This window comes from Nonomuraea sp. NPDC050022 (assembly GCF_044460705.1).
Taxonomy (GTDB): domain Bacteria; phylum Actinomycetota; class Actinomycetes; order Streptosporangiales; family Streptosporangiaceae; genus Nonomuraea.
Map to the genome: position 1 here is coordinate 1 of NZ_JBITKE010000011.1, position 25,973 is coordinate 25,973.

24 protein-coding genes are annotated in these 25,973 nt (G+C 71.0%); 6 read left to right on the forward strand and 18 right to left on the reverse strand.

What is annotated here, in order from left to right; genetic code table 11:
- Positions 1–1,366: 1,366 nt before the first annotated feature.
- Positions 1,367–1,810: a MarR family transcriptional regulator gene (locus ACIBO2_RS40600; RefSeq protein WP_358545795.1), complete on the reverse strand. Its 444-nt coding sequence runs from the start codon at positions 1,808–1,810 to the stop codon at positions 1,367–1,369.
- 89 nt (positions 1,811–1,899) lie between these two features.
- Here ACIBO2_RS40600 and ACIBO2_RS40605 point away from each other — a divergent pair, with 89 nt between their 5' ends.
- The gene (locus tag ACIBO2_RS40605; RefSeq protein ID WP_358187081.1) at positions 1,900–2,283 is read left to right on the forward strand and encodes a PPOX class F420-dependent oxidoreductase; all 384 of its coding nucleotides are present in this window, start codon (positions 1,900–1,902) and stop codon (positions 2,281–2,283) included.
- A gap of 493 nt (positions 2,284–2,776) precedes the next feature.
- Here the strand turns inward: ACIBO2_RS40605 and ACIBO2_RS40610 are convergent, their stop codons facing one another.
- The gene (locus ACIBO2_RS40610) at positions 2,777–3,430 is read right to left on the reverse strand and encodes an HAD family hydrolase (RefSeq protein ID WP_397303824.1); all 654 of its coding nucleotides are present in this window, start codon (positions 3,428–3,430) and stop codon (positions 2,777–2,779) included.
- Between the two features lie 31 nt (positions 3,431–3,461).
- On the opposite strand from ACIBO2_RS40610, the gene ACIBO2_RS40615 reads away from it, so the two are divergent.
- Complete coding sequence (locus ACIBO2_RS40615) at positions 3,462–4,928, forward strand: glycosyltransferase family 39 protein (protein WP_397303826.1); 1,467 nt, start codon at positions 3,462–3,464, stop codon at positions 4,926–4,928.
- A gap of 52 nt (positions 4,929–4,980) precedes the next feature.
- On the opposite strand, the gene tyrS is transcribed toward ACIBO2_RS40615, so the two are convergent.
- Complete coding sequence (tyrS, locus tag ACIBO2_RS40620; RefSeq protein WP_358545801.1) at positions 4,981–6,246, reverse strand: tyrosine--tRNA ligase; 1,266 nt, start codon at positions 6,244–6,246, stop codon at positions 4,981–4,983.
- Between the two features lie 84 nt (positions 6,247–6,330).
- Here tyrS and ACIBO2_RS40625 point away from each other — a divergent pair, with 84 nt between their 5' ends.
- Complete coding sequence (locus tag ACIBO2_RS40625; RefSeq protein WP_358545803.1) at positions 6,331–6,732, forward strand: PH domain-containing protein; 402 nt, start codon at positions 6,331–6,333, stop codon at positions 6,730–6,732.
- On the opposite strand, the gene ACIBO2_RS40630 is transcribed toward ACIBO2_RS40625, so the two are convergent.
- From ACIBO2_RS40630 to argC, 9 genes are read right to left on the reverse strand one after another with little or no spacing between them, the layout of a single operon-like run.
- On the reverse strand, positions 6,672–7,448 hold the full coding sequence (locus ACIBO2_RS40630) for a DNA-3-methyladenine glycosylase (protein ID WP_397303828.1): 777 nt from the start codon (positions 7,446–7,448) through the stop codon (positions 6,672–6,674). The two genes, ACIBO2_RS40625 and ACIBO2_RS40630, sit on opposite strands and share 61 nt — an antisense overlap.
- A gap of 8 nt (positions 7,449–7,456) precedes the next feature.
- Positions 7,457–8,878 carry an argininosuccinate lyase gene (argH, locus tag ACIBO2_RS40635; RefSeq protein ID WP_358545807.1) on the reverse strand — a complete coding sequence of 474 codons (1,422 nt, stop codon included), beginning with the start codon at positions 8,876–8,878 and terminating at the stop codon, positions 7,457–7,459.
- Positions 8,879–8,910: 32 nt separating this feature from the next.
- Positions 8,911–10,110: an argininosuccinate synthase gene (locus ACIBO2_RS40640; RefSeq protein WP_358545810.1), complete on the reverse strand. Its 1,200-nt coding sequence runs from the start codon at positions 10,108–10,110 to the stop codon at positions 8,911–8,913.
- A 28-nt stretch (positions 10,111–10,138) separates the two neighbouring features.
- Positions 10,139–10,633 (reverse strand): arginine repressor, encoded by a 495-nt coding sequence (locus ACIBO2_RS40645; RefSeq protein ID WP_358450328.1) that lies wholly within the window; start codon positions 10,631–10,633, stop codon positions 10,139–10,141.
- Positions 10,634–10,641: 8 nt separating this feature from the next.
- Positions 10,642–11,574: an ornithine carbamoyltransferase gene (argF, locus tag ACIBO2_RS40650; RefSeq protein WP_397303830.1), complete on the reverse strand. Its 933-nt coding sequence runs from the start codon at positions 11,572–11,574 to the stop codon at positions 10,642–10,644.
- On the reverse strand, positions 11,571–12,737 hold the full coding sequence (locus ACIBO2_RS40655) for an acetylornithine transaminase (RefSeq protein WP_358545817.1): 1,167 nt from the start codon (positions 12,735–12,737) through the stop codon (positions 11,571–11,573). The genes argF and ACIBO2_RS40655 overlap by 4 nt, the downstream gene beginning before the upstream one ends.
- Positions 12,737–13,609 (reverse strand): acetylglutamate kinase, encoded by an 873-nt coding sequence (gene argB, locus ACIBO2_RS40660; RefSeq protein ID WP_358450312.1) that lies wholly within the window; start codon positions 13,607–13,609, stop codon positions 12,737–12,739. The genes ACIBO2_RS40655 and argB overlap by 1 nt, the downstream gene beginning before the upstream one ends.
- Positions 13,606–14,757, reverse strand: a complete 1,152-nt coding sequence (argJ, locus tag ACIBO2_RS40665; RefSeq protein ID WP_358545820.1) for a bifunctional glutamate N-acetyltransferase/amino-acid acetyltransferase ArgJ — start codon at positions 14,755–14,757, stop codon at positions 13,606–13,608. Before argJ ends, argB begins: the two co-directional genes overlap by 4 nt.
- A 55-nt stretch (positions 14,758–14,812) precedes the next feature.
- Entirely contained in the window at positions 14,813–15,841 is a 1,029-nt protein-coding gene (argC, locus tag ACIBO2_RS40670; protein ID WP_358545823.1) for an N-acetyl-gamma-glutamyl-phosphate reductase, read from the reverse strand.
- Positions 15,842–16,052: 211 nt separating this feature from the next.
- Here argC and ACIBO2_RS40675 point away from each other — a divergent pair, with 211 nt between their 5' ends.
- Positions 16,053–17,714 (forward strand): class I adenylate-forming enzyme family protein, encoded by a 1,662-nt coding sequence (locus ACIBO2_RS40675; RefSeq protein WP_358545826.1) that lies wholly within the window; start codon positions 16,053–16,055, stop codon positions 17,712–17,714.
- Between the two features lie 46 nt (positions 17,715–17,760).
- Here the strand turns inward: ACIBO2_RS40675 and ACIBO2_RS40680 are convergent, their stop codons facing one another.
- The 6 genes from ACIBO2_RS40680 to ACIBO2_RS40705 are packed head-to-tail and all read right to left on the reverse strand — an operon-like array spanning position 17,761 to position 24,766.
- Positions 17,761–19,224 (reverse strand): NADH-quinone oxidoreductase subunit C, encoded by a 1,464-nt coding sequence (locus ACIBO2_RS40680; RefSeq protein ID WP_358545831.1) that lies wholly within the window; start codon positions 19,222–19,224, stop codon positions 17,761–17,763.
- Positions 19,221–20,753, reverse strand: coding sequence for a proton-conducting transporter membrane subunit (locus tag ACIBO2_RS40685; RefSeq protein WP_397303834.1), 1,533 nt, complete (start codon positions 20,751–20,753; stop codon positions 19,221–19,223). The genes ACIBO2_RS40680 and ACIBO2_RS40685 overlap by 4 nt, the downstream gene beginning before the upstream one ends.
- Positions 20,753–21,412 carry a hypothetical protein gene (locus tag ACIBO2_RS40690; RefSeq protein ID WP_358545838.1) on the reverse strand — a complete coding sequence of 220 codons (660 nt, stop codon included), beginning with the start codon at positions 21,410–21,412 and terminating at the stop codon, positions 20,753–20,755. The genes ACIBO2_RS40685 and ACIBO2_RS40690 overlap by 1 nt, the downstream gene beginning before the upstream one ends.
- A 5-nt stretch (positions 21,413–21,417) precedes the next feature.
- Positions 21,418–22,344, reverse strand: coding sequence for an NADH-quinone oxidoreductase subunit H (locus ACIBO2_RS40695; RefSeq protein WP_358546392.1), 927 nt, complete (start codon positions 22,342–22,344; stop codon positions 21,418–21,420).
- Between the two features lie 5 nt (positions 22,345–22,349).
- Entirely contained in the window at positions 22,350–24,332 is a 1,983-nt protein-coding gene (locus ACIBO2_RS40700; protein WP_358545841.1) for a proton-conducting transporter membrane subunit, read from the reverse strand.
- A complete protein-coding gene (locus ACIBO2_RS40705; protein ID WP_358545844.1) occupies positions 24,329–24,766 on the reverse strand; it encodes an NADH-quinone oxidoreductase subunit NuoB in 438 nt (145 codons plus the stop codon). The genes ACIBO2_RS40700 and ACIBO2_RS40705 overlap by 4 nt, the downstream gene beginning before the upstream one ends.
- A 283-nt stretch (positions 24,767–25,049) precedes the next feature.
- Here ACIBO2_RS40705 and ACIBO2_RS40710 point away from each other — a divergent pair, with 283 nt between their 5' ends.
- Both ACIBO2_RS40710 and ACIBO2_RS40715 read left to right on the forward strand, forming a co-directional pair.
- Positions 25,050–25,448: a hypothetical protein gene (locus ACIBO2_RS40710; RefSeq protein WP_358545846.1), complete on the forward strand. Its 399-nt coding sequence runs from the start codon at positions 25,050–25,052 to the stop codon at positions 25,446–25,448.
- Between the two features lie 75 nt (positions 25,449–25,523).
- Positions 25,524–25,883 (forward strand): nuclear transport factor 2 family protein, encoded by a 360-nt coding sequence (locus ACIBO2_RS40715; RefSeq protein ID WP_358545849.1) that lies wholly within the window; start codon positions 25,524–25,526, stop codon positions 25,881–25,883.
- Positions 25,884–25,973: the final 90 nt, after the last annotated feature.

The following is a 25,973-nucleotide window of genomic DNA, read 5'->3' on the forward strand; positions in this document are numbered from 1 at the left end:
CATGGACATGACGGGGTTGTGCATCATGCACTGGCTTTTAACACACTGTTGAGTTCTCAAGAAACGGACGCGTACTCCCCAACCTGCGAGAGGCGTTCATTTCGTTGTGTCTTAAGCTTATCCAGCTCGTCAGCTTCGCGTCAAATCGGAGACTTGCTTGAAGCTGGGCGAACTGTCTAAGATTGTGCGCCCTGTCTCCAGGGCAACCCTCGTAACTTACCGTGTCATCCTGGGCTTGTCGAATCAACCGATTTTCCGGCGATCTGAGCGCACCCGAGACGACTCGTGCCAGCGAGCGCATGGAAGCGCCTGGCCGAGTGGCTCGTTTCTCGAGGGGTTCGCCCTGGGGGCCCGTCCGCCTGATCGGCGTCCGGCTCACTCCCGGGGCGAAGAGAAGATTAGGTCGCCGTTCGCCCTACGTCAAATCGGTGTTCACGCCCGCTCTCTAGGTCTCCACGGGACCTCCAGCAAGGCCGGTTCTGATCTGCGCAAACGCCGTGCAGATCGGAGACTCGAGGTGTTCAAGTCACGGAAACTAGGGACATGGCAGGACATGTCCCTAGCTTCCGCGAGGGAGATGGCGGGGCACGGCGAGGCTCGGAAGCCATTGCCGACATGCGGATGAGCAAGATGAGCCATAGGGCGGGGCGGGCGACTCTGCGTCCTGTGCGCGGTCCGGACCGACGATGGTCCGGACCGACTGCGGACCGGGCAGAAGGCGAGCCGGAGCAGAGGGCGAGCCGGGCAAAGGGCGAAGCAGGCCGACCACGAAGCGGGCAGACGGCGGAGAGCGCGGACCGGGGCAGCGGGCGAGCCTAACGGAGGTGATGTCCCGCCCAGGAGTGGATCAACGATCTCGCCGTGCGTTTTCCTACGTGGCAGCACAGGGCCGAGCGGGTGAGAAGCGACGCCGCTCTGCGGGACGTCATCCGAACGGATCGCGGGACAGGCCTCGCGCATGGCCGGGGTGAACAAGTAGACACCCATCAGCGCCAGGTCGCTCTTGGGGTGCTGCGGCTTCTCCTCCAGGAACGGATCCTGGAGGAAACGGATCGCGACCGGACAGCGGCCGGACGGCCAGACGGGTCGCGACTGGACGGATCCCGGACCAGATGGATCGGACGGACGGACGGACCGATCCCAGACCAGACGGATCGCGAGCCGAACAGGAGCGCGGACCGAACAGGAGCGCGGACCGAACAGGTGAATGTGGCACCGCAGGGATGATGTCCCACTGAGCGGCGATCCACGATCTCGTTACATGGCTTCTACCAGGGATGATCATGGTCGAGCGGCCGAGAATCCACACCGCTCCGCAGGGCGTCATCACAACGGGACACCCGGTGTAGGGGCCGAGGGCAAGCCTTCACAGTTGCCCGGACGCCCGGTCGATCGCCGCTCCGCAGCGTCGGAGGAGGGAGCGGAGGGTGTCACGCTCCTCTGCGGTGAGTTCGTCCGCTATCGCCTGCTCTATCCGCACCGCCCGCTCGTCCGCCTCCTCTAGCGCGATGCGGCCGGCGTCCGTGAGTCGGGTCTCCAGGACATTGCCGTGCCATGGATGCGGCGTACGTTCGACCATCCCACGTGCCTCGAGGTTTTTCAGCACCACGGTCATCGCCTGCGGGGTCACCAAGCAGGCTCGGGCGAGAGCGGCGGCCGAGATGCCGGGGTTGGCAGCTAATACGTAGAGCGTCGCGTATTGCGGAACCGTCAGCCCCGCGGGCCTGACCGCGACCTGCTTGGCGGCGATCAGTTCCTGCTCGGCTCGCTTGATGTCGAGGCCGAGGCGCTCCTCCGCGGGCATGCCCATGGCACGAGATGCTACAAGCAATCTAGCATTGACGATTATCAAAGCTTTGATAATGTGCAGAACCGTACACCCGATTGAGGAGGCGTCACGTGATTCCTGAGAGCCATCTGGACCTGTTGACCAGGCCGCTGTTCGCGCATCTGGCCACCATCGCGCCAGACGGGAAGCCACATGTGAACCCGGTCTGGACAGTGTGGGACGGTGAGTTCCTGCGCTTCACGACTACCACGGACCGCCAGAAATACCGAAATGTCGCGGCGAATGGGAACCTGGCGGTCTCCATCAACGACCCTGACAAGCCGTACCGGTACCTGGAGATCCGAGCCGTGGTGGAGCGGATCGACCCCGACCCGTCGGGCGACTTCTTCGACGTGCTCGCCACCCGCTACGGCCTGCAGTACGACCGGCCGGTGGGCGACGCGGAGCGGCGGGTGGTCATCGTCGCCCGGCCGACACGTACGACCAGCCAGTGACGACACGTACGACCAACCCGTGACGACGCATATGACCAGCTCGTGAAACGATCAGCGACCAGCCGGTGAAGCCCGGGGCGGCCGCCATGGCACGAGCCGCCGCCCGAGCGGGCCGGGAAGCGCAAGACCGCCGCGAATGAGTGGCGAGACCTGCGGGAGTGCAAGACCACTACGGGTGGGCGAGACCTGCGAGTGGGCGAGACCGCAGCAGGTGAGCGAGATCTGCGAGTGGGTGAGACCGATGCGGGTGAGCGGGGCTGGTCAGGCTCACCCGCGACCGCCGGGGGTGGGTGATGGCTTGGCCAAGGCCCACGCGAAAGACAAGCCCGGCGCCCCGTGGGCCGGCGCCGTGGCTGTTACCGCGGGAACGACGCTGCTCGAACGAATCAGGTGGCGTCCCTCCCGCCTGTGGATCAACGATCTTGTTGTTCGGTTCCTCCGCGGGCGCACAGGGCTGAGCGAGTGAGAAACTAGACCGCTCTGGGGGACGTCATCACGAATCACGCTCGGCGCCGACGGATCGAACCCCGCCCGAAGGCGCGGACAGCCAAGACCCACCGGAAAGCGTGAGCGCGCGTACCTGCGCCGGCGAGACGAACAGCTCCGCCGCCATCCCCGCCTCCCGAGCCGCGACCACATTGACCTCGTTGTCGTCGAAGAACAGCGCCTCCCCCGGCTCCACCCCCAGCCGCTGCGCGCAGATCTCGTACGCGCGCCGATCCGGCTTGGCCACCCCGATCCGGCACGAGTACGTCAGCGACGCGAACCGTCCCAGCCAGTCACCGTGCCGCGCCTCCCACAGCGGCACCAGGTCCGGGACGATGTTCGACAGCAACCCCAGTGTCCGTCCCTGATCGGCCAGTTCGTGCACCACGGCGACCATCTCGTCGTCCACGTGGCACCAGCTCTCCAGGTCGGCCGCCATCAGCGCGTCCACATCGGCGAACCGCGTGCCCAGCCGTCCGGCGACCGCCGCCCAGTACGCCAGAGCGTCCTGACCGGCGTCATAGTCGGGCCGGCACCCCCAGTACGCCTCCCAGAAGCTCTCCCCCGGCACTCCGGAAAGGTCGACGAGGCCCTGTTTGGCGTCAGCCGTCTGGACGCGGGCGATAACTCCGTAAAGGTCAAACACGATCACTTCAGGCATAAATCTGAGCCTATGCGCGTATTCTGCCCCGGTGACCACCGCCTCCACCCTCGCCCCTCCAGCCCGGCCAGTCGTACGTTCGCGCAGGTCAAGCCCGTGGTGGGTGGCCGGAATCGGCGGAGTCGTGGCGTTCAGCGGCTCGGGCTCCGCCTCTCTCAACGGTGACGAGCTGGCCACGATCAGCGCCGCGTCCCGGTCGTTGCCGGGGTTGTGGGAGCTGGCGCGGCACATCGATGGTCATTTCCTGCCGTACTACCTGTTCATGCAGCTCTGGGCGAAGGCCGGGACCGCGGAGCTGTGGCTGCGGCTGCCGTCGGCGCTGGCCATCGGGGTCGCCGTGTGGTTCCTGGTGGACCTGGGGCGGCGGCTGCACGGTACGTGGGCGGGGGTGACGGCCGGCCTGCTGTTCGCGGCGCTGCCGTCGGTGTCGTACTACGGCGCCTTCGCCCGCTCGTACGCGCCCGCGGCCGCCGCGGTGGTCTTCTCGTTCTGGGCCCTTCACCGCGCCATGCGAGCCCAGCAGCAGGCCACGCAGGCGGAGCAGCAGGCCGAGCGCGCGCCCTGGGTGGTCTACGCGTCGGCGGTGGCGTTGGTGTGCTGCACGCACCTGTTCGCGGTGCTCGTGCTGCCCGCTCAATTGGTCGCCGCCGTAGCACTGCTCCCCCGCCGTACCGTGCTCCTGAGGTGGGCGCCCGCGGTCGCCGTCGGCTGCCTGCCCGCGCTCGTTCTCGGTCTGGTCGGGTACGGCGAGCGGCATGCGATCAGCTGGATCCCGCAGCGCGGGCCGGAGGTGCTGCTGAAGTTCCCGAAGATGGCGGCGGGGAGCACCGAGGTGGGGGTGGTGCTGTTCGTGGTGGCGCTGGCCGGTGTGGTGCTGCTTCGCAACAGGGCGTGGGCGGGGACGCTGCTGGGCTGGCTGGTGCTGCCGCCCGTCCTGCTGCTGGCGGTGTCGCATCTGGTGACGCCGGTCTATGTGGACCGGTACCTGTTCGTCGCCGCGCCCGCTCTGGCGTTGCTGGCGGGGATCGCGGTGGCGAGTCTTTCGCGGGGAGGGGTGGTGGCCTGCTGCGGGCTGGTGGTGGTCGCCGTGGCGGTGGGCGTACCGCAGCAGGTGGAGGTGCGGGAGGCCAACGGGCGCTTCGAGGACTTCCCGTGGGCCGTGCGGAAGGTGGAGGCGCGGCCGGGGGACGCGATCGTGTTCGGGCAGAGCTCGGTGCGGGCGGGGTTCGACTACTACCGTGACGGGTCGATGCCGGACGACGTGCTGCGGCTGGGGGCCGCTCCGGAGGCGGAGGGGTTCGGCTTTCCTGAGCGCGATGACGTCGCCGCCGCGCTGGCCGATCGGGAGCGGGTCTGGGTCGTGTGGCGCGGGGTCAAGTCCGCCGGCCAGAAGCTGCCGCGGGTGAAGGCCGTACGGGAGGCGGGCTACGAGCAGACCGGGTCCTGGCACTCGGCGGAAACGCCCGGCCTCACCGTCGCCCTGTTCGCCCGCAAATAGCCCAGGGCCCTTCCCCCAACAAGGGAAAGGGCCCGCACAGGGTCAAGAAAAGTCAGCCGACCTCGACGCCGCCGACCGCCTTCTTGCCGCGCCGAAGCACCATGAACCGCCCGTGGAGCAGGTCCGAGGCCTCAGGCACGTACGACTCGTCGGTGATCTTGACGTTGTTGAGGTACGCGCCGCCCTCCTTCACCGCCCGCCTGGCCGCCGACTTCGACTCCACCAGCCCGCTGTCCGCCAGCAGGTCCACGAACGGCGCCCCGAGAGCCGCAACCGTCGCCTTCGGCACCTCGGCCAGCGCCGCGGCCAGCGTCGAGCCCGGCAGCTCTTCGAGGGACCCCTGCCCGAACAGCGCCTTGGACGCCGCCACGACGGCCGCCAGTTCGTCGGCGCCGTGGACGAGCGTGGTCAGGTCCTCGGCCAGCGTCCGCTGCGCCTCGCGGGCGAACGGGCGGTCGGCCACCGCCTTCTCCAGCGCCTCGATCTCCTCGCGCTCGCGGAAGGTGAACACCTTCAGGAAGCGCACCACGTCGCGGTCGTCGGCGTTGAGGAAGTACTGGTAGAAGGCGTAGGGAGAGGTCAGCGCGCCGTCGAGCCAGACCGACCCACCGGCGGTCTTGCCGAACTTGGTGCCGTCGGCCTTGGTGATCAGCTTGCCGGTCAGGGCGTGCACGTGGCCGCCCTCGACGCGCCTGACCAGGTCGACGCCGGCCGTGATGTTGCCCCACTGGTCGCTGCCGCCGACCTGGAGGGTACAGCCGTTGCGCCGGTAGAGCTCCAGGTAGTCGTTGGCCTGCAGGATCTGGTAGCTGAACTCGGTGTAGCTGAGGCCCTCACCGCCGAGCCGGGCCGCCACCGACTCGCGGGCGAGCATCCGGTTGACCGGGAAATGCTTGCCGATGTCGCGCAGGAAGCCGATGGCCGACATCTCGGCGGTCCAGTCCAGGTTACTGACCAGCGCGGCCGAGGTGGGGCTGTCGTCGAAGGTCAGGAACTTCTCCACCTGCACCCGGATCCGGGAGACCCATTCCTCCACGACCTCGGTGGTGTTGAGTACGCGTTCGGTGCTGCGGCCGCTGGGGTCGCCGATCAGGCCGGTGGCGCCGCCGACCAGGCCGATCGGCTTGTGGCCCGCCCGCTGGAAGCGGGTCAGGATCAGCAGCGTGGCCAGGTTGCCCATGTGCAGGGACGGCGCGGTCGGGTCGAAGCCCGCATAGACCGTGATCGGACCTTTCGACAGCGCCGCGCGCAGGGCGTCGATGTCGGTGGTCTGCGCGAGGACGTCGCGCCATTCGAGCTCATCGAGAATGTCGGTCACGGTGCTGGCTTTCCAGGAGACGTCGAGTGGTTACAGAGTGCCCGATCGCGCCGGATGACCGCCACTTGGATAATCTCGGTCGCCATGTGGAAGGTCCGTCGCGAGCTGGCCGTTTTCAAGATCCTAGGGGCTGTGGCGTGTGCCGGTCTCGCCCTGTTCTGGTATCTCCAGGGTGATGTACGCGGGGTGGTGCTGGCCGTGCCGGCCGCCCTGCTGGTGGGGGCCATGGGGCTGCGTGACGTCCTGGTCCCGGTACGGCTGGCGGCCGACGAGAGCGGCGTCACCGTGGTGCACGGCTTCGCCGGCCGGCGGCACGTCCCGTGGGAGGCGATCGAGGACGTGCAGGTGGACGTACGCAGGAGGTACGGTCTGCGCAGCGAGATGCTGGAGATCGACACCGGCGACCAGCTGCACATCTTCAGCGCTCACGAGCTGGGTGCCTCCCCGACCGAGGTGGCCGCGGTGCTGCGGCGGCGCGGCACGTGAGGCCGGAACGGTGAGACGGTCGGGTCGCCGTCGATCCAGAACCGCCACGGGGTGTCCTTGGCGGTCGAGATCCCGGTGCGCGGCCCCGACCTGATCGTGTCCGCCTCCGCGGGCCGCCCGCCGAGCACGGCCACGGTCCCCTTGGGGAGCCCGGTGAGCCACGCCGCGTGTTCGGGCTGAGCGCCGCCTTTCTCGGACAAACGGGGCAGCCCGGCGGCTGAACCCTCCCATACGGCGTCGAGCCCGTTGTGCTCGCGCGCCAGCCCGAGGGCGACCGCCAGCCGGGCGGGGCCGCGGGCGAGGTCGCGGTCCGCGATCGGCTTGCGCCCGGAGGCGGGCGGGCCGTCGCCGTCTCCTGAGCGGCGCGAGCGGGCCACGTCGGCCCGCGCCACCACCTCACCGGCGCGCAACAGCACCGCCGACCCGTGGTCCTCGGGCAGGCACACCAGGTTCGCGCAGAAGTGCATGCCGTAGGTGAAGTACACGTACAGATGCCCAGGTGGCCCGAACATGACCGCGTTCCTGGGGGTCCGTCCCCGGTAGGTGTGGGCCGCCGGATCCTCGCCGGGGCCGCCGTACGCCTCGACCTCGGTGAGCCGGACCGCGACCGGGCCGTGCACGAGCACGCGCCCGAGCAAGTCGGGCGCGACCTCGTGCGACGGCCGGTCGAAGAAGCTGCGCGGCAGGGGTGCCGAGTCCAGGGTCCCGGAGTCCATGCCGAGCGCTAGGCCCCCGCGGCCCACGCCGCCTGGGCGTCGACCGTCTCGCGCAGCGCGGCGAGCTGGTCGCGGACCCGGTCGGGCGCGGTGCCGCCGTGGGCCTTGCGGGCGGCGAGGGCGCCGGGGACGTTGAGCACGTCGCGGACGTCGGGGGTGAGGTGCGGCGAGACCTTGCTGAGCTCGTCGTCGGTCAGGTCGCCCAGGTCCTTGTCGTTGACCTGGCACCACACCACCAGGTGGCCGACCGCCTCGTGGGCGTCGCGGAACGGCACGCCGCGGCGTACGAGCAGTTCGGCGAGGTCGGTGGCCAGCGCGAAGCCGTCGGGAGCCGACGCCTCCATGCGCGCGGTGTTGACCCGCATGGTGGCGACCAGGCCGGCCATCGCGGGCAGGACGAGCAGCAGCGTGTCGACCGAGTCGAACACCGGCTCCTTGTCCTCCTGCAGGTCGCGGTTGTAGGTGAGCGGCAGGCCCTTGAGCGTCGTGAGCATCGCCATGAGGTTGCCGATGAGCCGCCCGGACTTGCCGCGGGCCAGCTCGGCGACGTCGGGGTTCTTCTTCTGCGGCATGATCGATGAGCCGGTGGAGTAGGCGTCGTCCATCTCGATCCAGCGGAACTCCTGCGAGGCCCAGAGCACGATCTCCTCGCCGAGCCGCGACAGGTGCACGCCGATCAGGGCCGCGTCGAACAGGAACTCCGCCGCGAAGTCACGGTCGGACACCGCGTCCATGGAGTTGAGCGCGGCGAAGGAGAAGCCGAGCTCGACGGCCACGGCCTCCGGGTCCAGCGGCAGCGACGAGCCGGCCAGCGCGCCGGCGCCGAGCGGCGAGACGGCCGCGCGGCGGTCCCAGTCGGTGACCCGGTCGATGTCGCGGGCGAAGGCGTGCACGTGCGCGAGCAGCTGGTGTCCGAAGGAGACCGGCTGCGCGTGCTGCAGGTGGGTCATGCCGGGCGCGGCCGTGTCGGTGTGCTGCTCGGCCTGGGCCATCAGCGCCGTCTCCAGCTCGACCAGCCGGGAGACGATCGTGCGGGCGTGGTCGCGCAGATAGAGGCGCAGATCGGTGGCGATCTGGTCGTTGCGGCTGCGGCCGGCGCGCAGCTTGCCGCCGAGCGAGCCGAGCCGCTCCAGCAGGCCGCGTTCGAGCGCGGTGTGCACGTCCTCGTCGGCGACCGTCGGCCGGAACTCGCCCGCCTTGCAGGCCCGCTCCAGGTCATCGATCGCGCCGATCATGCGTTCGAGCTCGTCGTCGCTCAGCAACCCCGCCTTGTGCAGCACCCGGGCGTGCGCCCTGGACGCCGCCAGGTCGTACGGCACCAGCCGCCAGTCGAAGTGCACGCTCACCGACAGCCGGGTCAGCGCGTCGGCGGGACCCCCTTCGAATCGCCCGCCCCACAGCCGCATCGGCTTGCCATCACTCACCGTCATCTCCTTCTCGTCCCCCGCGACCATAGTGCACATCATCCTTTCTTCGCGTCGCGCGCGGCGGCGATCTTGGAGGGCAGACTGAACAGCTGGACGAAGCCCTTGGCGAGCGACTGGTCGAAAGTGTCGCCGGTGTCGTAGGTGGCCAGCGAGAAGTCGTACAGCGACTGCTCGGAGCGGCGGCCGCTGACGGTGGCCTTGCCGCCGTGCAGAGTCATCCGGATGTCGCCGGTGACGTGCTTCTGGGCCTCGGCGATGAGCGCGTCGAGGGCGTCCTTGAGCGGCGAGAACCATAGGCCGTCGTAGACGAGCTCGCTCCAGCGCTGGTCGACGCCGCGCTTGAAGCGGGCCAGGTCGCGTTCGACGGTGACGTTCTCCAGCTCCATGTGCGCGGTGATCAGCGCGATCGCGCCGGGCGCCTCGTACACCTCGCGCGACTTGATGCCGACGAGCCGGTCCTCGACCATGTCGATCCGGCCGACGCCCTGCGCGCCCGCGCGGGTGTTCAGCTCGTCGATCACCTGGTACGGCGTGAGCGAACGCCCGTCGAGCTTGACCGGCACGCCCTGCTCGAAGGTGATGACCACCTCGTCGGCGTCACGGGGGACGGCCGGGTCGGCGGTGTAGGCGTAGACGTTCTCGGTGGGGCCGTTCCAGATGTCCTCGAGGAAGCCGGTCTCGACGGCCCTGCCCCACAGGTTCTGGTCGATGGAGAACGGGTTCTTCTTGGAGGTCTCGATCGGCAGGCCCCGCTGCTCGGCGTACTCGATCGCCTTGTCGCGGGTCCAGGCGAAGTCGCGGGCCGGGGCGACGACCCGCAGGTCGGGGGCGAGCGCGGCCAGGCCGGCCTCGAAGCGTACCTGGTCGTTGCCCTTGCCGGTGCAGCCGTGGGAGACGATCGTGCCGCCGAACTGCTTGGCCGCGCTCACCAGGTGCTTGACGATGAGCGGGCGCGACAGCGACGACAGGAGCGGGTAGCGGTCCATGTAGAGGGCGTTGGCCTGCAGCGCGGGCACACAGAAGTCGGCCGCGAACTCCTCCTTGGCGTCCACGACGACGGATTCGACCGCGCCGCAGTCCATGGCCCGCTTCTGGATCACCTCCATGTCCTCGCCGCCTTGTCCCAGGTCCACGGCGACGGCGATCACCTCGGCGTCCATCTTCTCGGCCAGGAACGGGATCGCGACGGAGGTGTCCAGACCTCCGGAGAAGGCGAGTACCACTCTCTGAGTCATCGGTACCTCCAAAATCTTGGTAAACGGGCTAAGTACGCCGGGCGGCGATCCTCAGCAAGGCCTCGGCCACGACGCTCCCGCCCTGGGGATCGCGGCTGATCACGAGGATCGTGTCGTCGCCCGCCACCGTGCCGAGGATGGACTCCCAGTCGGCGTGGTCGATGGCCGAGGCCATGAACTGGGCGGCGCCCGGCGGAGTCCTGACGATGACCAGGTTGGCCGACGCCTCGGCGGAGACCAGCAACTCCTCGGCGATCCGGTGCAGCCGGGCGGCCGGGGACTCGCCGGTGCCCAGCCTGGCCACCCGGATGCGGCCGCCGCCCTCGCCGGGCAGCGCGTAGACCAGCGAGCCGTCCTCGGCGCGCAGCTTGAGCGCGCCGAGTTCGTCCAGATCGCGCGAGAGCGTGGCCTGGGTGACCTCCACGCCGCTCTCGGCCAGCAGCTTGGCCAGCTCGGGCTGGGAGCGGACGGCCTGCCGCTGCAGCAGGTCGGTGATCTTCGCCTGCCGCGCGACCTTGGTCATCGGGATGGTCACGCGGTGCTCACCAGCCAGTGGAGCAGCGCCTTCTGCGCGTGCAGCCGGTTCTCGGCCTGGTCCCACACCGCGCTGCGCGGGCCGTCGATCACTTCGGAGGTGATCTCGTAGCCGCGGTAGGCGGGCAGGCAGTGCAGCACGATCGCGTCGAGCGCGGCGTGCTCCATGAGCTCGGAGTTGACCTGGTACGGCATGAGCGCGCGGACCCGCTCGTCCTTGCCGTCCTGGCCCATCGACACCCAGGTGTCGGTGGCGACGACGTGCGCGCCCTGGACGGCGGCGACCGGGTCGGTCAGCGAGATCACCGAGCCGCCGGTCGTCGCGGCGATGGCGGCGGCCCGGTCGAGGATGACGGCGTCCGGCTGGTAGCCGACCGGGGCGCCGATCCGTACGTGCATCCCGGCCATGGCGCCGCCCAGCAGGTAGGAGTGGGCCATGTTGTTGGCGCCGTCGCCCAGATAGGTCAGCGTCAGCCCACCCGTCCCGCCGCCGAACCGTTCGCGGATGGTCAGCAGGTCGGCGAGGATCTGGCAGGGGTGGAACTCGTCGGTCAGCGCGTTGACCACCGGCACGGCGGTGCCCGCGGCCATGAGCTCGAGGCCCGCCTGGGCGCCGGTGCGCCAGACGATCGCGGCGACCTGCCGTTCGAGCACTCTGGCGGTGTCCTCGATCGGCTCGCCTCTGCCCATCTGGGAGTTGCCGCCGTCGATGACCAGCGGGAGCCCGCCCAGCTCGCCGACGCCGACGGCGAAGGAGATCCGGGTCCTGGTCGAGGGCTTGTCGAACAGGACGGCGACGGTCTGCGGCCCTTCGAAGGGGCGGTAGCCGTAGCGGTCCTTCTTCATCGCGGCGGCCAGGTCGAGAACCTCGCCCTGCTCGGCGGGCGACAGGTCGTCGTCCCTCAGGAAGTGCCTGACAGTCGCCGTCATTTCGCCGCCTCGGCGAGGATCTCGGGGAACGCGGCCACCAGCGCGTCGACCTGCTCGGCCGTCACGACCAGCGGCGGCGCGATCCGTACGGCGTCCGGCTGCAGCGCGTTGACCAGGAAGCCCGCCTCGGCCGCCGCCTGCTGCACCTTGCCGGAGACCGGCTCGGCCAGCACGGCGGCCAGCCACAGCCCACGTCCGCGCACACCTTTCAGCAGCGGGTGAGCCACCGCTTCGAGCCCGGCCCGCAGCCGGGCTCCGGTGGTCCGCACGTGGTCGAGGTCGAGGTTGTCGAGCACGGCCAGCGCCGCCGCGCACGAGACCGGGTTGCCGCCGAAGGTGGAGCCGTGATCGCCCTTGTCGAACAGCCGGCCCGAGTCGCCGAAGCCGACGCACGCCCCGATCGGCAGGCCGCCGCCCAGGCCCTTGGCCAGGGTCAGGATGTCGGGGGTGACGCCGTCGGCCTGGTGGGCGAACCAGTGCCCGGTGCGGCCGATCGCGGACTGGATCTCGTCGGCGACCAGCAGCGCGCCGGTCGAGTCACAGATCTCGCGGGCCGCCGCGAAGTAGCCGTCGGGCGGCGGGACCACGCCTGCCTCGCCCTGAGTGGGCTCCAGGAAGACCGCGATGCAGTCGCCGGTCACGGCCTCCTTGAGGGCGGTGGCGTCGCCGTACGGGACGAACTGGACCTCTACCGGGAACGGGCCGAACTGGTCGCGGATCGACTTCTTGCCCGTCAGCGAGAGGGCGCCGATTGTGCGGCCGTGGAAGCCGTTCTCGGCGGCGACGAAGTAGGTGCGGCCGTCGCGCCTGCCGTACTTGAGCGCGAGCTTGTAGGCGGCCTCGTTGGCCTCGGTGCCGGAGTTGGCGAAGAAGACGCGGCCGGGGGCGTTCAGCAGGCCGAGCAGCCGCTCGGCGAGCAGCACCTCCGGCTCGTGCAGGTAGAGGTTGCTGGTGTGCGCGAGCGTCGCGACCTGCTTGGAAACCGCCTCGACCAGGGCCGGGTGGGCGTGGCCGAGCGAGCTGACGGCGATGCCGCCGACGAAGTCGAGATATTCCCTGCCGTCGACGTCCCACACGCGGGTGCCCTCGCCTCGTGCCAGGGCGATCGGCGGGACGCCGTAGTTGGGCATGAAGGCTTGTTCGAACCTGTCGCGAAGGTTCATCAGGGCATCACCATGGTTCCGATTCCTTGGTCGGTGAAGATCTCCAGCAGCAGCGAGTGGGAGACCCGGCCGTCGAGAATGTGCGCTTGGGGGACGCCGCCCTGGACCGCCGTCAGGCAGGCCTCCATCTTCGGCTTCATGCCGCTGGACAGGGAGGGCAGCATGGCCGCGAGCTCGGCGCCGTCGAGCTTGTCGATCACGTCGGTGTCGTCGGGCCAGCCGGCGTACAGGCCCTCGACGTCGGTCAGGACGATGAGCTTCTGCGCCTGGAGGGACACGGCCAGCGCGGCGGCGGCGGTGTCGGCGTTGACGTTGTAGATCTCGCCGTCCTCGCCGCGGGCGACGCTGGAGACGACGGGGACGCGGCCGTTGTCGATCATGGCCTGGACGGCGCCCGGGTCGACCTTGACGATCTCGCCCACCTGGCCGATGTCGACGTGCTCGCCGTCGACGAGCGCGTGCTTGCGCTCGGCGGTGAACAGGTGGGCGTCCTCGCCCGACATGCCGACCGCGAGCGGGCCGTGCCGGTTGATCAGGCCGACGACGTCGCGGTTGACCTGACCGACCAGGACCATCCTGACCACCTGCATGGCCTCGGGTGTGGTGACCCGCAGCCCGGCCGTGAACGTCGACTCGATGCCGAGCCGGTCGAGGTGCTTGCTGATCTGCGGGCCGCCGCCGTGCACCACGACCGGCCGCAGACCGGCGTAGTGCAGGAAGCCGATGTCCTCGGCGAAGCCCTCCATGAGGGATTCCTCGATCATCGCGTTGCCGCCGTACTTGATGACGACGGTCGCGCCGTGGAAGCGGGCCAGCCAGGGCAGGGCCTCGATGAGGGTGTCCGCCTTGGTGTGGGCGGTGATGGTCCTCATGAGGAGTACGCCGAGTTCTCGTGGACGTAGTCCGCGGTCAGGTCGGTGGTGTGGACGGTGGCCGAGTGGGTGCCCGCCGACAGGTCGATGGTGATCGTCACGTCGCGCGGGCGCATGTCCACCTTGTTCCGGTCATCGCCGACCGCGCCGCCGCGGCAGATCCAGATGCCGTTGATGGCCACGTTCAGCCGGTCGGGCTCGAAGACGGCGTCGGTAGTGCCGACGGCGGCCAGCACGCGGCCCCAGTTGGGGTCCTCGCCGTGGATGGCGCACTTGAGCAGGTTCGAGCGGGAGACGGTGCGGCCGACCTTGACCGCGTCGTCCTCCGACGCCGCGCCGACCACCTCGATGGCGATGGCCTTGGACGCGCCTTCGGCGTCGACCAGCAACTGCCTGGCCAGGTCGGCGCAGACCTCGGTGACCTTCTGCCCGAACTCCGCCAGGTCCGGCTTGACCCCGGCGGCACCGCTGGCCAGAAGCAGGACGGTGTCGTTGGTGGACATGCAGCCGTCGGCGTCGAGGCGGTCGAAGGTCTTGGAGGTGGCCTCGCGGAGCACGGTGTCGAGCTCTTCCGCGGTCAGGTCGGCGTCGGTGGTGATCACGCAGAGCATGGTGGCCAGGGCCGGGGCGAGCATGCCCGCGCCCTTGGCCATGCCCCCCACCATGTAGCCGTCGGCGCGCTTGAAGGAGATCTTGGAGACGGTGTCGGTGGTGCGGATGGCATCGGCAGCGGCCAGCCCGCCGTCGCGCGACAGCTGCGCGGCGGCGCGCTCCACTCCGGCCAGCAGCGCGTCCATGGGCAGCCGCTCACCGATCAGGCCGGTGGAGCAGACCGCGATCTCGCCCGCCGAGTCCTGGAGCACCTCGGCCGCCTTCTCGGCGGTGGCGTGCGTGTCCTGGAAGCCCTCGGGGCCGGTGCAGGCGTTGGCGCCGCCCGAGTTGAGGACGACCGCACGGACCCGGCCGCCGCGCAGGACCTGCTGTGACCACAGGACCGGGGCCGCCTTGACGCGGTTGGCGGTGAAGACACCGGCCGCGGCTTGGTTAGGTCCGTCGTTGATGACCAGGGCCAGGTCACGGGCGGCGCCGGACTTGATGCCCGCGGCGACGCCCGCGGCTCTGAAACCGAGGGGAGCGGTCACGCTCATGCGTTCTCCTCTGCCGGCCGCTGGACTGCTGTGTCGGTTGGTGCGCTGCGCTCTCTCACGGAGCAACTCCTGTCAGGGGGAGGCCGAGCTCTTCCGGCAGGCCGAGTGCGAGGTTGACGCTCTGGATCGCGCCTCCGGCCGTGCCCTTGGTGAGGTTGTCGATGGCGATGACGGCGACCACGCGGCCCGCGCGCTCGTCGAGCGTCACCTGCAGGGCGGCGGTGTTGGCGCCGTAGGTCATCGCGGTGGCGGGCCAGGTGCCCTCGGGCAGCAGGTTGACGAACGGCTCCTTGGCCAGCGCGTTCTCGTACGCCTCGCGCACGGCGGCCTTGGTCAGCCCGGGCGCGGCGGGGGCGGAGCAGGTGGCCAGGATGCCGCGGCTCATCGGGGCCAGCGTCGGGGTGAACGACACCCGGACCGGCGTGCCCGCGACGGCGCCGAGCGCCTGCTCCATCTCCGGGGTGTGGCGGTGGACGCCGCCCACGCCGTAGGCGCTGACCGAGCCCATGACCTCGCTGCCGAGCAGGCTGGGCTTGAGCGACTTGCCCGCGCCGCTGGTGCCGCTGGCCGCGACGACGACCACGTCGGGCTCGGCCAGGCCGGCGGCGAAGGCGGGCAGCAGGGCGAGGATGACGGAGGTCGGGTAGCAGCCGGGCACCGCAATGCGCTTGGCGTCCTTGAGCACCTCGCGCTGGCCGGGCAGCTCGGGCAGGCCGTAGGGCCAGGTGCCGGCGTGCTCGCCGCCGTAGAACTCCTGCCAGGCGGCCGGGTCGGCGAGCCGGTGGTCGGCGCCGCAGTCGACGACGATCGTGCTCTCGGGAAGCTGGGCGGCGACGGCGGCGGAGTGGCCGTGCGGCAGGGCCAGGAAGACCACCTCGTGCCCGGCCAGCGTTTCTGGGGTGGTGTCCTCGATGATCCGGTCGGCCAGTTGCGGGAGGTGTGGCTGGTGGGCGCCGAGCGCGCTGCCCGCGCTGGCGGCCGCGGTGAGCGTGCCGATCTCGAGCTCTGGATGCCCGAGCAGCAGGCGCAGAAGCTCACCGCCCGCGTAGCCGCTGGCTCCCGCGATCGCCGCTCTCATTCCCAACCCCCTGCATAATCATGCACCTAAACTCATGTCCTTACTATGACGATGATGCACTCCAGGGCATGAACACGCAAGCTGGGCGCGCCATTGCGCTCACATAGCGAGACGGTTAACCCCCCGTTTCAGCCGGATTTCGCGCTCTAGCGCGACGTACCTACCGGTCGGTACTGTGATTTATCCGATAGCGCCGTCCACCGCGGGAGTACTTCGCATGACTCTTTCTCATGCCCAGGTCCAAGCCCAGCTCACCGGTCCTGGCCAGCTTTTCGAGATGGAGGAGATCGGCGATACGGGGGTGCGGACCTGGAAGCACGCTCCAGGCCACTTCCGCGCCCTGCTGGAGATGAGCAGGTACCACGGTGAGAAGGAGTTCCTCGTCTACGAGGACGAGCACATCACCTTCGAGGAGCACTTCCGGCGGGCGGCGACGCTGGCCAACCGCCTGGTGACGGACTACGGCGTGGCCAAGGGCGATCGGGTGGTCGTGGCCATGCGCAACTATCCAGAGTGGGCGGTGGCCTTCTCCGCCGCCCTAGCCGCCGGGGCGATCGCCGTGCCGCTCAACGCCTGGTGGACCGAGTCGGAGCTGGCGTACGGCGTGCGCGACTGCGACGCCAAGGTGCTGATCGTGGACGGTGAGCGGGCCGTCCGGCTCGCGGACACCGGCGTGCCGATGATCGTGGCCAGAGGCGAGGTGCCCGAGGGCGCGCGGTCGTTCGGCGAGGTGCTGGGCGAGGTCAGCGGGGATGTGACGCTGCCGGACGTCCGGCTCTCCCCCGAGGATCCGGCCACGATCTTCTACACCTCCGGTACGACCGGGCATCCCAAGGGGGCGCTGGGCAGCCACCGCAACCTGGGCCAATCGCCGATGACCCTCGCCTACGGGCTGATACGGGGGGTCGCGCTGGCGGGCAAGGACGTCGCCGCGGCGACGGGCACGCGCCGGGTGACGCTGCTGACCGTGCCGCTGTTCCACGTCACCGGCTGCTTCTCCGCGCTGACCACCACCATGTTCGCGGGCGGCGGCCTGGTCCTGATGTACAAGTGGGACCCCGGGCAGGCGCTGCGGCTCATCGAGCGGGAGCGGATCACCGCGATGATCGGCGTGCCGACCAACGCGTGGCAGCTGATGTCGCATCCCGACTTCGTCAAGTACGACCTGTCGTCGCTGACCACCCTCGGCTACGGCGGGGCACCGGCTCCGCCGAAGCTGCTGGAGCGCATCGGCGAGAACCTGCCCGACCGCGCCGCCTCCAACGGCTACGGCATGACGGAGACGACTGGCCTGGCCATCGGCAACGCCGGCCCCGACTATCTGGCCAGGCCCGACAGCATCGGCCTGCCCACGGCCGTGGTCGACATCCGGGTGACCGGCCCGCTGGGCGAGGAGCTGCCGCCCGGCGAGGTGGGCGAGCTGTGCGTACGCGGCGCGAACGTCATCATGGGCTACTGGAACAAGCCGGAGGCGACGGCGCAGACCTTCGTCGACGGCTGGCTGCACACCGGTGACCTGGCCAAAATCGACGAGGACGGCTTCGTCTACATCGTGGACCGAGCGAAGGACATGGTCATCAGGGCCGGCGAGAACGTCTACTGCGCCGAGGTGGAGGCGGCCCTGTTCGAGCACCCGGCGGTGGACGACGCCGCGGTGATCGGCGTCCCGCACGACGAGCTGGGCGAGGAGGTGGGCGCGGTGATCCGGCTCAAGCCGGGCACCTCGACCACCGCCGAGGAGCTTCAGTCCTTCCTGGTGGAGCGCATCGCCAAGTTCAAGATCCCCGCGCACATCTGGTTCAGGGACGCGGAGCTGCCGCGCAACCCGGGCGGCAAGATCCTCAAGACCCACCTGCGCCGCGAGGTGCTGGGCGGCTAGAAGGCGCGAGGTGCCGGACGGCTGGAGACCGTGAGGTGCTGGGCGGCTAGAGGTCGTTTCCCGCGTAGGACAGGTTGAAGCTCTTGTTGACCAGCGGGAAGTCGGGCACGATCGCCCCGCCCAGTGCGACCGGCAGGGCGGGCCAGTTGAAGAACGACGGATCGGCGATCTTCACTCTGGCCAGCCTGCCGTCCGCGCCCAGCTCGACGCGATGGACGATCGTGCCCCGCCAGCCCTCCACGATGCCCACGCCCGAGCCGCGCCGCCCGTCCGGCAGGCTCCAGTCACCCGAGGTGTGCGCCAGCCGGTCGATCAGCCCGATCGAGGCGGCGATCTCGTCGGCCCTGACCTGGAAGCGGGCCAGCACGTCTCCCCCGGCCCGGACCGCCACCGGGAATGGCCCCAGATCGATGAACGGATGGTCGCGACGGGCGTCGACGTCGAGCCCGCTGGCTCTGGCCACGTAGCCGAGCGTGCCCAGGTCCGCGGCGGCCCGCTCGGTGAGCACGGCGGTGCCGGTGAAGCGGTCCGACACCACGCCGTGGCCGAGCGCGAGCCCGACGATCTCGGCCACCTCGGCGCCGAGCGCCGCGAGCCTGGCGGTGTCGGGCAGGGCCAGCGGCTCGGCGCCGCCGAGCCGGATCGCGCCGCGTAGCAGGCGGTGGCCGGTGACCTCCGCGTTCACGCGCAGCAGCTGCTCGCGGACGGTGCCGCAGTGGGCCTGCAGCACGCTGTGGGCGACGTCGTTGCAGAGCGCGCCCAGGTCGGTGACGTGGTTGTAGAGGCGTTCGAGCTCCAGCAGCACGGCTCGGGCGCGCTGCGAGTCGGGGTCGACGGCCGTGCCGGTGGCCTCCTCGACGGCCAGGCAGTAGGCCAGGGCGTGGCCGACCGAGGTGTCGCCGCTGACCCGCTCGGCCAGGGCCAGGCCGTCTTCCGGCCGGCGGCCCTCGAAGAGCTGCTCAAGGCCCTTGTGCACGAACCACAGGCGGGCCTTGAGCTTGAGTATCGTCTCGCCGACCACCGAGAAGCGGAAGTGGCCCGGTTCGATGCAGCCCGCGTGCACGGGGCCGACCGGGATCTCGTAGACGCCGTCGCCCTCCACGTCGCCGAACGGGTACGGGCCCTCGGGGTCGCCGAACGACGGGGGCGGGCCCGCGTCGGGGAGCATCGGGTACCAGCCTCTGGGCCAGTGGTGGTGCCGGACCAGGCGGCTGGGCAGCGGGTGGTCTTCGGGGGTGATGCCGTACAGGTCGCGGATCTCCCGCTCGAAGCGCCCCGCCGGGAAGGAGAGGGTGGCCAGGCTGGGTACGGCGGGTTCGGTCAGGCGTACGTGGAGCTCGGCCCGCCGCGCCGGACGGGCGGCGGTGAACAGGTAGACCAGCCGGAAGCCGTCGTCCTCGGCGTGCGCGGCCACGAGCGCGACGCGGTGTCCCAGAGCCAGCAGCTCGGCGGCGCACCCCGCGAGCTCGCCGGGGCTGATCTCGGCGACCAGCGGGAGCGTGGCCGTCATCGCGCACCTCCCATGGCGCTCAGCGGCGGTCCGGCGGTCGCGATGGTGACGGCGGACTCCAGGAGCGGCCGGAGCGGCCCCAGCGTCACACCGAGCACCGCGCACGCCACCAGCCCGACGACCAGCGGCACGCCCGCGCCACGCGACCGCCCGCCGAACCCGTCCCCCGCCCCGCGCGACCGCTCGCCGGAGCCATCCGGCGGCGCGGCGCTGGAGCCGTCCGGCGGCGCGGTGCCGAGCAGCATGCGGCCCGCCGCTCTGCCCACCCCGGCGACGATCACCAGCATGAGCACCAGCGCGGGCGCCACCGCCCACCCGAGCCCGGCCGCGAACCCCGCCCGCACGATCCCCAGCTCACTGGCGAACAGGCTGAACGGCGGCAACCCCAGCAGCGCCAGCAGCCCGAGCCCGAAGGCCGCGGCCAGCCCTGGCGCCCGCCCGCCGAGCCCGCGCACCGCGTCGACGCTGCTGCTCCCGGCCGCCTGCTGGATCCGTCCCGAGCCGATGAACAGCACCGACTTGCCCAGCCCGTGCCCGAGAATGTGCAGCAACACCGCGCCCAGCGCCAGACCGTTGCCGATGGCCGCGCCGAGCGCGATCAGCCCCATGTGCTCGATGCTCGAGTAGGCCAGCATCCGCTTGAAGTCGCGCTGCCCGATCAGCAGCACCGCCGCCACGGCCAGCGACGCCAGTGCCACCACGATCAGCAGCATCCGGCAGAAGCCCGCCCCGAGCGCCACGTCGGAGACCACCTTGACCCGCAGGATCGCGTAGAACGCCACCGACAGCAGCACCCCGGACATCAGCGCCGAGACCGGCGCGGGCGCCTGGCTGTGGGCGTCGGGCAGCCAGGCGTGCAGCGGCGCGAGCCCGGCCTTGGCGCCGAAGCCGAGCACGAGCAGCACCACCGCGATCCGCGTCACCCCCGGGTCCAGCCGCCTGGCGTGCTCGGCGAGCGAGACCCAGTCGAGCCCTTCGCGCGAGGACAGCCCGGCGTGTACGGCGGCGTAGTGCACCATCACCAGGCCGAGCAGCGCGAGCGCGATGCCGACCGAGCAGATCACCACGTACTTCCAGGCCGCCTCGGTGGCCTTCCTGGTGCGGCGCTGCCCGACAAGGAACGCGGTCAGGATCGTGGTCGCCTCGACCGCCACCCAGAGCACCCCGAGGCTCGCGGCCAGCACGGCCGTCGCCATCGCCGCGACGAAGCACTGGGTGAAGATCCCGTAGCTACGGGCGGCCCGCGGCCCCGTACGGCCGGCGGCCGCCTCGGCCCGCAGGTAGCCGGGGCTGGCCAGCATCGCCAGCAGCGCCACGACGCCGATCACGATCAGCATGTACGCGCTGAGCGCGTCCACCCGCAGCAGCCCCCACAGCCCGCTTCCCTCCCCGGCCCGCGCGAGCAGGACGGCGGCGGCGAGCAGCCCGCCCGCGGACAGGGCGCCGAGCCACTCCGTCACACGATTCCAGCCGAAAAGGGCATACAGGCACGCGGCCGCGAGCGGCAGCGCCACCGGGACGATCACCATCAGTCGTGCAGCTCCCGTAGCTCGTCGAGGTCGGTGCCGCCGAACGCGGCCCGCATCCGGGTGGTCAGAACCTGCAGCGCCAGTACGGCCAGCAGCACGTCGAGGGAGACGCCCAGCTCCACCACCAGCGGTACCCCGGTGGTGGTGAGGAAGGCGGCGGCGGTGATGGCGTTGTCCATCAGCAGGAACCCGACCACCTGCGACAGCGCCCGCCTCCTGGTGACCAGGACGAAGAAGCCCACCAGCAGCACGGTCAGCGCGATCGGCACGGCTTGGGTGGCGGGCGTGGGCGCCAGGCGTACGAGGGGCTGGGAGACCGCGTACGCGAGCATCGTCAGGACGGCCGTGACCAGCAGGGACGCGGCGACGCTGACGTGCGGCCGGGCCTCGCGCCCCTCCTCGCCGGCCGCCAGCGCGCGCCGCATGAGGTAGGGCAGGAGCACCGCGCGCAGCAGCCCCACCCCGAGCCCGAGCACGGTCAGCTCGATGTCGGCCTCGTGCAGCCCCCTGACCGCGATCAGGGCGCCCAGCGCCACCCCCTGCAGCCCGAACAGCCAGATGATCGCGGCCAGGTCGCGCCGCCACAGGACCAGCACCCCCGTCAGCAGGAAGGCGCCGCAGGCCAGGTCGAGCGCCTGCACGTACACGGGATCAGTCATCTCACTCACGCCAGGAAGAAGGAGGCGGCGACCGCCAGCAGGGCCATCAGGAACGAGCCGGCCAGCAGCTCGGGGATGCGGAACAGGCGCAGCTTGGCCATGAACACCTCACCGGCCGCCAGCAGGCCGCCCAGTAGCGACACCTTCAGGGCGAACGCCATCACGGCGACCAGCAGCATGATCGGCCCGGCGCCCGCGGTGGCGATGCCGACCGGCGCGAACAGCGCGGCGAACAGCCCGAGCATGACCGTGAGCCGCATCGCCGAGGCCCACTCGATGAGCGCCAGGTCGGGACCGGCGTACTCCAGGATCATCGCCTCGTGGATCATCGTCAGCTCCAGGTGGGTCGACGGGTTGTCCACCGGGATCCGGCCCGACTCGGCGATCGTGACCACCGCGAGCGCGACGGCGGCCAGCAGGCTCACCGGGGAGATGACCGACAGCGGGCTGCTGGCGGTCTCGGTGACGATCGCGCCGAGGTCGGTGGTGCCCACGCGGATCGACAGGGCGAAGACGGCCAGCAGGATCGTCGGCTCGACCAGGGCGAGCACGGTCATCTCCCGGCTGGCGCCCATCCCGCCGAACGCGGTGCCCGTGTCGAGCCCGCCCAGCGCCAGCGCCACCGAGCCGAGCGCGAGCAGCGCGGCGACCGCGAACAGGTCGGCGACGCCGTCGAGCGGCGAGGCGGCGGTGACCAGCGGCACCGCCGCCGCGACCACCAGCGTGGTCCCGGCCAGCAGCGGCGGCGCCGCCCTGAACAGGTAGCCGGTGCCGTGCGGGGCGATGGGTTCCTTGCGGGCCAGCTTGCGCAGGTCGCGCCACGGCTGGCGCACCCCGGCGCCCGCGCGCCCCTCCAGGCGGGCCCTGACCTGGCGCATCAGTCCGGCCAGCAGCGGCGCTCCGGCGGCCACCACGAGCACCTGCAGCACCATGGCGATCACGAGATCACCGCCAGGACGATCAGCACGCCGGTCAGCGCGTAGAAGCCGTAGGACAGGTAGCGGTGGACGCTGCCGTCGGCCAGCCGCCGCGCCCGCGCGCCGAGCCTGACTGCGGCGGCCAGCACCGGCTCGTACAGGCGCCGTTCGACCCGGTCGGGCACCCTGGCCCGGAACCGTACCCGCTGGACCAGGTAGGCCGACTCCTTGACGGCCGTCACGTCGATGGCGCTCTCCGGTTGCAGGGCGTCGACGAAGACCCGTTGCAATGGCTCGGCGAAGGAGGTGGCGGTGTACTCCATGCGGGCCGAGACCGGTCCCGCGCCGCAGTCCCACAGGCGGGCCGTCCGTCGTGGGCGCCGGGCGGCCACCGCGCGGACCAGCGACAGCACCGCCGTCACGGCCCCGGCCAGCGCCAGCGCGATGAGGACCGGCGAGATCGAGCCGGTGATCGCGCTCAGCCGGAGCGTCACCTCCCCGGTGACCGGCCGGCCCGCCGGGATCACCCGCGCGACGGCCTCGGTGAGCGCGGGCAGGACCAGCGCGGGGTCGAGGGCGAGCAGCAGGCAGGCCGCCGCCGCCAGCGCCGTCCCGCAGATCGCCGTACGAGGGCTCTCCACCGCTCGTTCGGCGGCCGGAGTGCGCGGCCGGGCCAGGAACCCGACGCCGAACGCCTTCACGAACGTGGCCACGGCCAGTCCCGCCGTCAGCGCGATGGCGCCCACGGCCAGCGGCATCGTGACCGCGCCCGCCACCCCCGAGGCGGGCAGCGCGTGGATGAGGCTCTGCAGCAGCAGCCATTCGCTGACGAAGCCGTTGCCGGGCGGCAGCGCCGACGCGCACAGGGCGCCGACGGCGAACAGGGCCGTGGTGTACGGCATTCGGGTGCGCAGGCCGCCGAGCGCGTCGAGATCCCTGGTCCCCGTCGCCCGATGGACCGAGCCGGCCGCCTGGAACAGCAGCGTCTTGAACGCGGCATGGTTGACGACGTGCAGCAGGGCCGCGGTGAGGGCGAGGGCGGCCAGCGGGCCGGCGCCGTCGGCCGCGAAGAAGCCGGCCGCGCCGACGCCGATGAGCACCAGGCCCATGTTCTCGGTCGAGGAGTAGCCGAGCAGCCGCTTCAGGTCGGTGGCCATGGCCGCGTGGAGCACTCCGTACAGCGCGGACAGGGCGCCGAGCGCCAGGACGATCCACCACCACCAGACGGGACCACCACGCAGCAGGTCGAGGCCGACCCTGACCACGCCGTAGACGCCCATGTTGACCATGGCGCCGCTCATCAGCGGCGACACGTGACCGGGCGCGGCCGGGTAGGCCCTGGGCAGCCACACGTGCAGCGGCACGATCCCGGCCTTGGCCGCGAACCCAGCCAGAGTGGCCAGGAAGATCACGTCCTTGGCGACGGGCGACAGCTCGGCCACGCGCAGCTGGTCGAAGCCGTCGCCCGTGGCTCCGGCCGCCAGGTAGCAGAGTCCGCACATGATCGTCACCAGGCCGAGATGGGTCATGACGGCGTACCAGAGCGCGGCCTTCCTGACCGACGGCCGGTCGCGGTGCTCGGCCGCCACGAGCAGGAGCGAGGTCATCGCCATCAGCTCCCAGCCGAACAGGAACGTGCTCACGCCGCCGGCCGCCGGCACCAGCAGCAGCGCGGCCACGAACAGCGGCATGACCACCCGTGTCGCCCTGGCCGCGCCGGAGCCGATGCCGTGGATCGCCGCGCACACCGTCACCGCGCCCGTGATGGCGGTGAACAGGCCGCCGAGCGGGTCGAGCGTCAGGCGCAGGCCGCCCAGGGGCAGCAGGTCGGGCAGCCAGGCCGACCAGCCGTGGCCGAGCGTCGCCCGCACCCCCGCCACGGCCGCCACCACGCCGGCCAGCGCGGTGATCACTTCCGCCGTGACGGTGATCGCGCGTGGGCGCGGCAGGGCGAGGAGGGCGGCGGCCAGGCAGAGGCCCAGGGCGCACGCGTAGAGGATCATCGCCCGGTCATCCCGCGAAGCGCCTCGATGATCGCCTCGGGCGGCGGCGGGCACCCGGTCACCTCGACGTCGACCGGCACCACGTCGCCCACCGCGCCCACGACGCCGTACGCGCCCGCGAACACCCCGCAGTCACGCGCGCAGTCGCCCAGCGCGATCACCACGCGCGGCTCCGGCACGGCCTCGTAGGTGCGGCGCAGCGCCATCTCCATGTTGCGCGTGACCGGCCCGGTGACCAGCAACGCGTCGGCGTGCCGCGGCGAGGCGACCAGCCGGGCGCCATAGCGCTCCGCGTCGTAGACCGGCCCGAACACCGAGGCGATCTCCACCTCGCAGCCGTTGCACGAGCCCGCGTCCACGTGGCGGATCTGCACCGAGCCCGACAGCTCGGACGTTTCGCAATCTTTCCCGCGTTCCAGCGGCGGCTCGGCCATCCGCCCCGTCTTCCGGATTTTTCCCCACAGACCCACTGCGACCCCCCCATCGCCCCCGACCTGCGAGAACACCGTCCCGCGCCGGGCTGACCACTATGCCGGGCCCGCAGGCGGCTCTGAGTGCGCAACCGCTAAAGATCTCCCTCGGGACGGTCTTTTGGGAGCCGCGTCCCAGGTGGAGCCGGAGATAAGCGCGCGCATTACCTCTGGCGTAATCGCGGCGCCCGCACCCCCGCTGACATGGTTCTCATGTCCGAACGAACCGCTCGAAGGGAGCGCCGAAATGACCGCCCTCACTGTGACCGACCGGGCCAGGTTCCTGCGCCTGGCGCTGGCCTCCGACGCCGTCGTCACCGGTGTCAACGGGCTCGTCTACCTCGCCGCCGCCGGTCCCGCCAGCGACCTGCTCGGCCCGGACGCGGGCCTGCTCAGGGCGATCGGCGTCTTCCTTCTCGCGTACGGCGCGGCGGTCGGCCTGCTGGCCGGCCGCCAGACGATCAGCCCGGCGGCGACCAAGGCCGTGATCGCGCTCAACGCCGCCTGGACCCTGGCCAGCGTGGCCGCCGTGGTCACCGGGATGACGGGGTTCACCATGCCCGGCGCGGTGTGGGCGATCGGCCAGGCTCTCGTGGTCGGCGTCTTCGCCGAGCTGCAGATCATGGGCCTCCGCCGCCTCCGCTGACCCACTCTCACTATCACCGGAGCCTCCGCAGGCTCCGCTGACCCACTCTCACTATCACCTGAAAGGTAAACAACCATGAGCAACGAACTGGTCGACCGCTACATCGCCGCCTGGAACGAGACCGACGCGGACGCCCGCGCCAAGGCCGTGGCCGAGGTCTGGACCGAGGACGCGACCTACACCGACCCGCTGGCCGAGGTCTCCGGGCACGCCGGGCTCGCCGCGCTGATCGAGGGCGCGCAGGGCATGTTCCCGGGCTTCGTGTTCAGCCCCGGTGAGGTGTACGACGCCCACCACGACATCGCCCGGTTCACCTGGCACCTGGGTCCGGCGGGTGAGGAGCCGGTGGTGGTCGGGTTCGACGTGGTGCAGCTGGCCGCGGACGGGCGGATCGCCAGGGTCCTGGGCTTCCTGGACAAGATGCCCGCCGCCTGAACACCGCTTCACAGGGTAACTCTGCTTCACTGGGCCCCCGGAGACACCACACTCCGGGGGCCCAGCCTTGTGCCGGGTAAACCGCTTGCC

What these genes read in the sequence shown, in the direction of transcription:
- ACIBO2_RS40685 (WP_397303834.1), bottom strand. Translation starts at nt 20,753, where the DNA reads ATGGTGATCGTCCCGGTGGCGCTGCCGCTCGCGGCCGCGTGCCTGTAT.
- ACIBO2_RS40655 (WP_358545817.1), bottom strand. Translation starts at nt 12,737, where the DNA reads ATGAACCTTCGCGACAGGTTCGAACAAGCCTTCATGCCCAACTACGGC.
- ACIBO2_RS40700 (WP_358545841.1), bottom strand. Translation starts at nt 24,332, where the DNA reads ATGATCCTCTACGCGTGCGCCCTGGGCCTCTGCCTGGCCGCCGCCCTC.
- argB (WP_358450312.1), bottom strand. Translation starts at nt 13,609, where the DNA reads ATGAGGACCATCACCGCCCACACCAAGGCGGACACCCTCATCGAGGCC.
- argH (WP_358545807.1), bottom strand. Translation starts at nt 8,878, where the DNA reads ATGACGGTGAGTGATGGCAAGCCGATGCGGCTGTGGGGCGGGCGATTC.
- ACIBO2_RS40645 (WP_358450328.1), bottom strand. Translation starts at nt 10,633, where the DNA reads ATGACCAAGGTCGCGCGGCAGGCGAAGATCACCGACCTGCTGCAGCGG.
- ACIBO2_RS40710 (WP_358545846.1), top strand. Translation starts at nt 25,050, where the DNA reads ATGACCGCCCTCACTGTGACCGACCGGGCCAGGTTCCTGCGCCTGGCG.
- argJ (WP_358545820.1), bottom strand. Translation starts at nt 14,757, where the DNA reads ATGAGCGTGACCGCTCCCCTCGGTTTCAGAGCCGCGGGCGTCGCCGCG.
- ACIBO2_RS40705 (WP_358545844.1), bottom strand. Translation starts at nt 24,766, where the DNA reads ATGGCCGAGCCGCCGCTGGAACGCGGGAAAGATTGCGAAACGTCCGAG.
- ACIBO2_RS40625 (WP_358545803.1), top strand. Translation starts at nt 6,331, where the DNA reads ATGTGGAAGGTCCGTCGCGAGCTGGCCGTTTTCAAGATCCTAGGGGCT.
- ACIBO2_RS40690 (WP_358545838.1), bottom strand. Translation starts at nt 21,412, where the DNA reads ATGACTGATCCCGTGTACGTGCAGGCGCTCGACCTGGCCTGCGGCGCC.
- argF (WP_397303830.1), bottom strand. Translation starts at nt 11,574, where the DNA reads ATGACGGCGACTGTCAGGCACTTCCTGAGGGACGACGACCTGTCGCCC.
- ACIBO2_RS40695 (WP_358546392.1), bottom strand. Translation starts at nt 22,344, where the DNA reads ATGGTGCTGCAGGTGCTCGTGGTGGCCGCCGGAGCGCCGCTGCTGGCC.
- ACIBO2_RS40610 (WP_397303824.1), bottom strand. Translation starts at nt 3,430, where the DNA reads ATGCCTGAAGTGATCGTGTTTGACCTTTACGGAGTTATCGCCCGCGTC.
- ACIBO2_RS40630 (WP_397303828.1), bottom strand. Translation starts at nt 7,448, where the DNA reads ATGGACTCCGGGACCCTGGACTCGGCACCCCTGCCGCGCAGCTTCTTC.
- ACIBO2_RS40600 (WP_358545795.1), bottom strand. Translation starts at nt 1,810, where the DNA reads ATGGGCATGCCCGCGGAGGAGCGCCTCGGCCTCGACATCAAGCGAGCC.
- ACIBO2_RS40680 (WP_358545831.1), bottom strand. Translation starts at nt 19,224, where the DNA reads ATGACGGCCACGCTCCCGCTGGTCGCCGAGATCAGCCCCGGCGAGCTC.
- ACIBO2_RS40715 (WP_358545849.1), top strand. Translation starts at nt 25,524, where the DNA reads ATGAGCAACGAACTGGTCGACCGCTACATCGCCGCCTGGAACGAGACC.
- ACIBO2_RS40675 (WP_358545826.1), top strand. Translation starts at nt 16,053, where the DNA reads ATGACTCTTTCTCATGCCCAGGTCCAAGCCCAGCTCACCGGTCCTGGC.
- ACIBO2_RS40640 (WP_358545810.1), bottom strand. Translation starts at nt 10,110, where the DNA reads ATGACTCAGAGAGTGGTACTCGCCTTCTCCGGAGGTCTGGACACCTCC.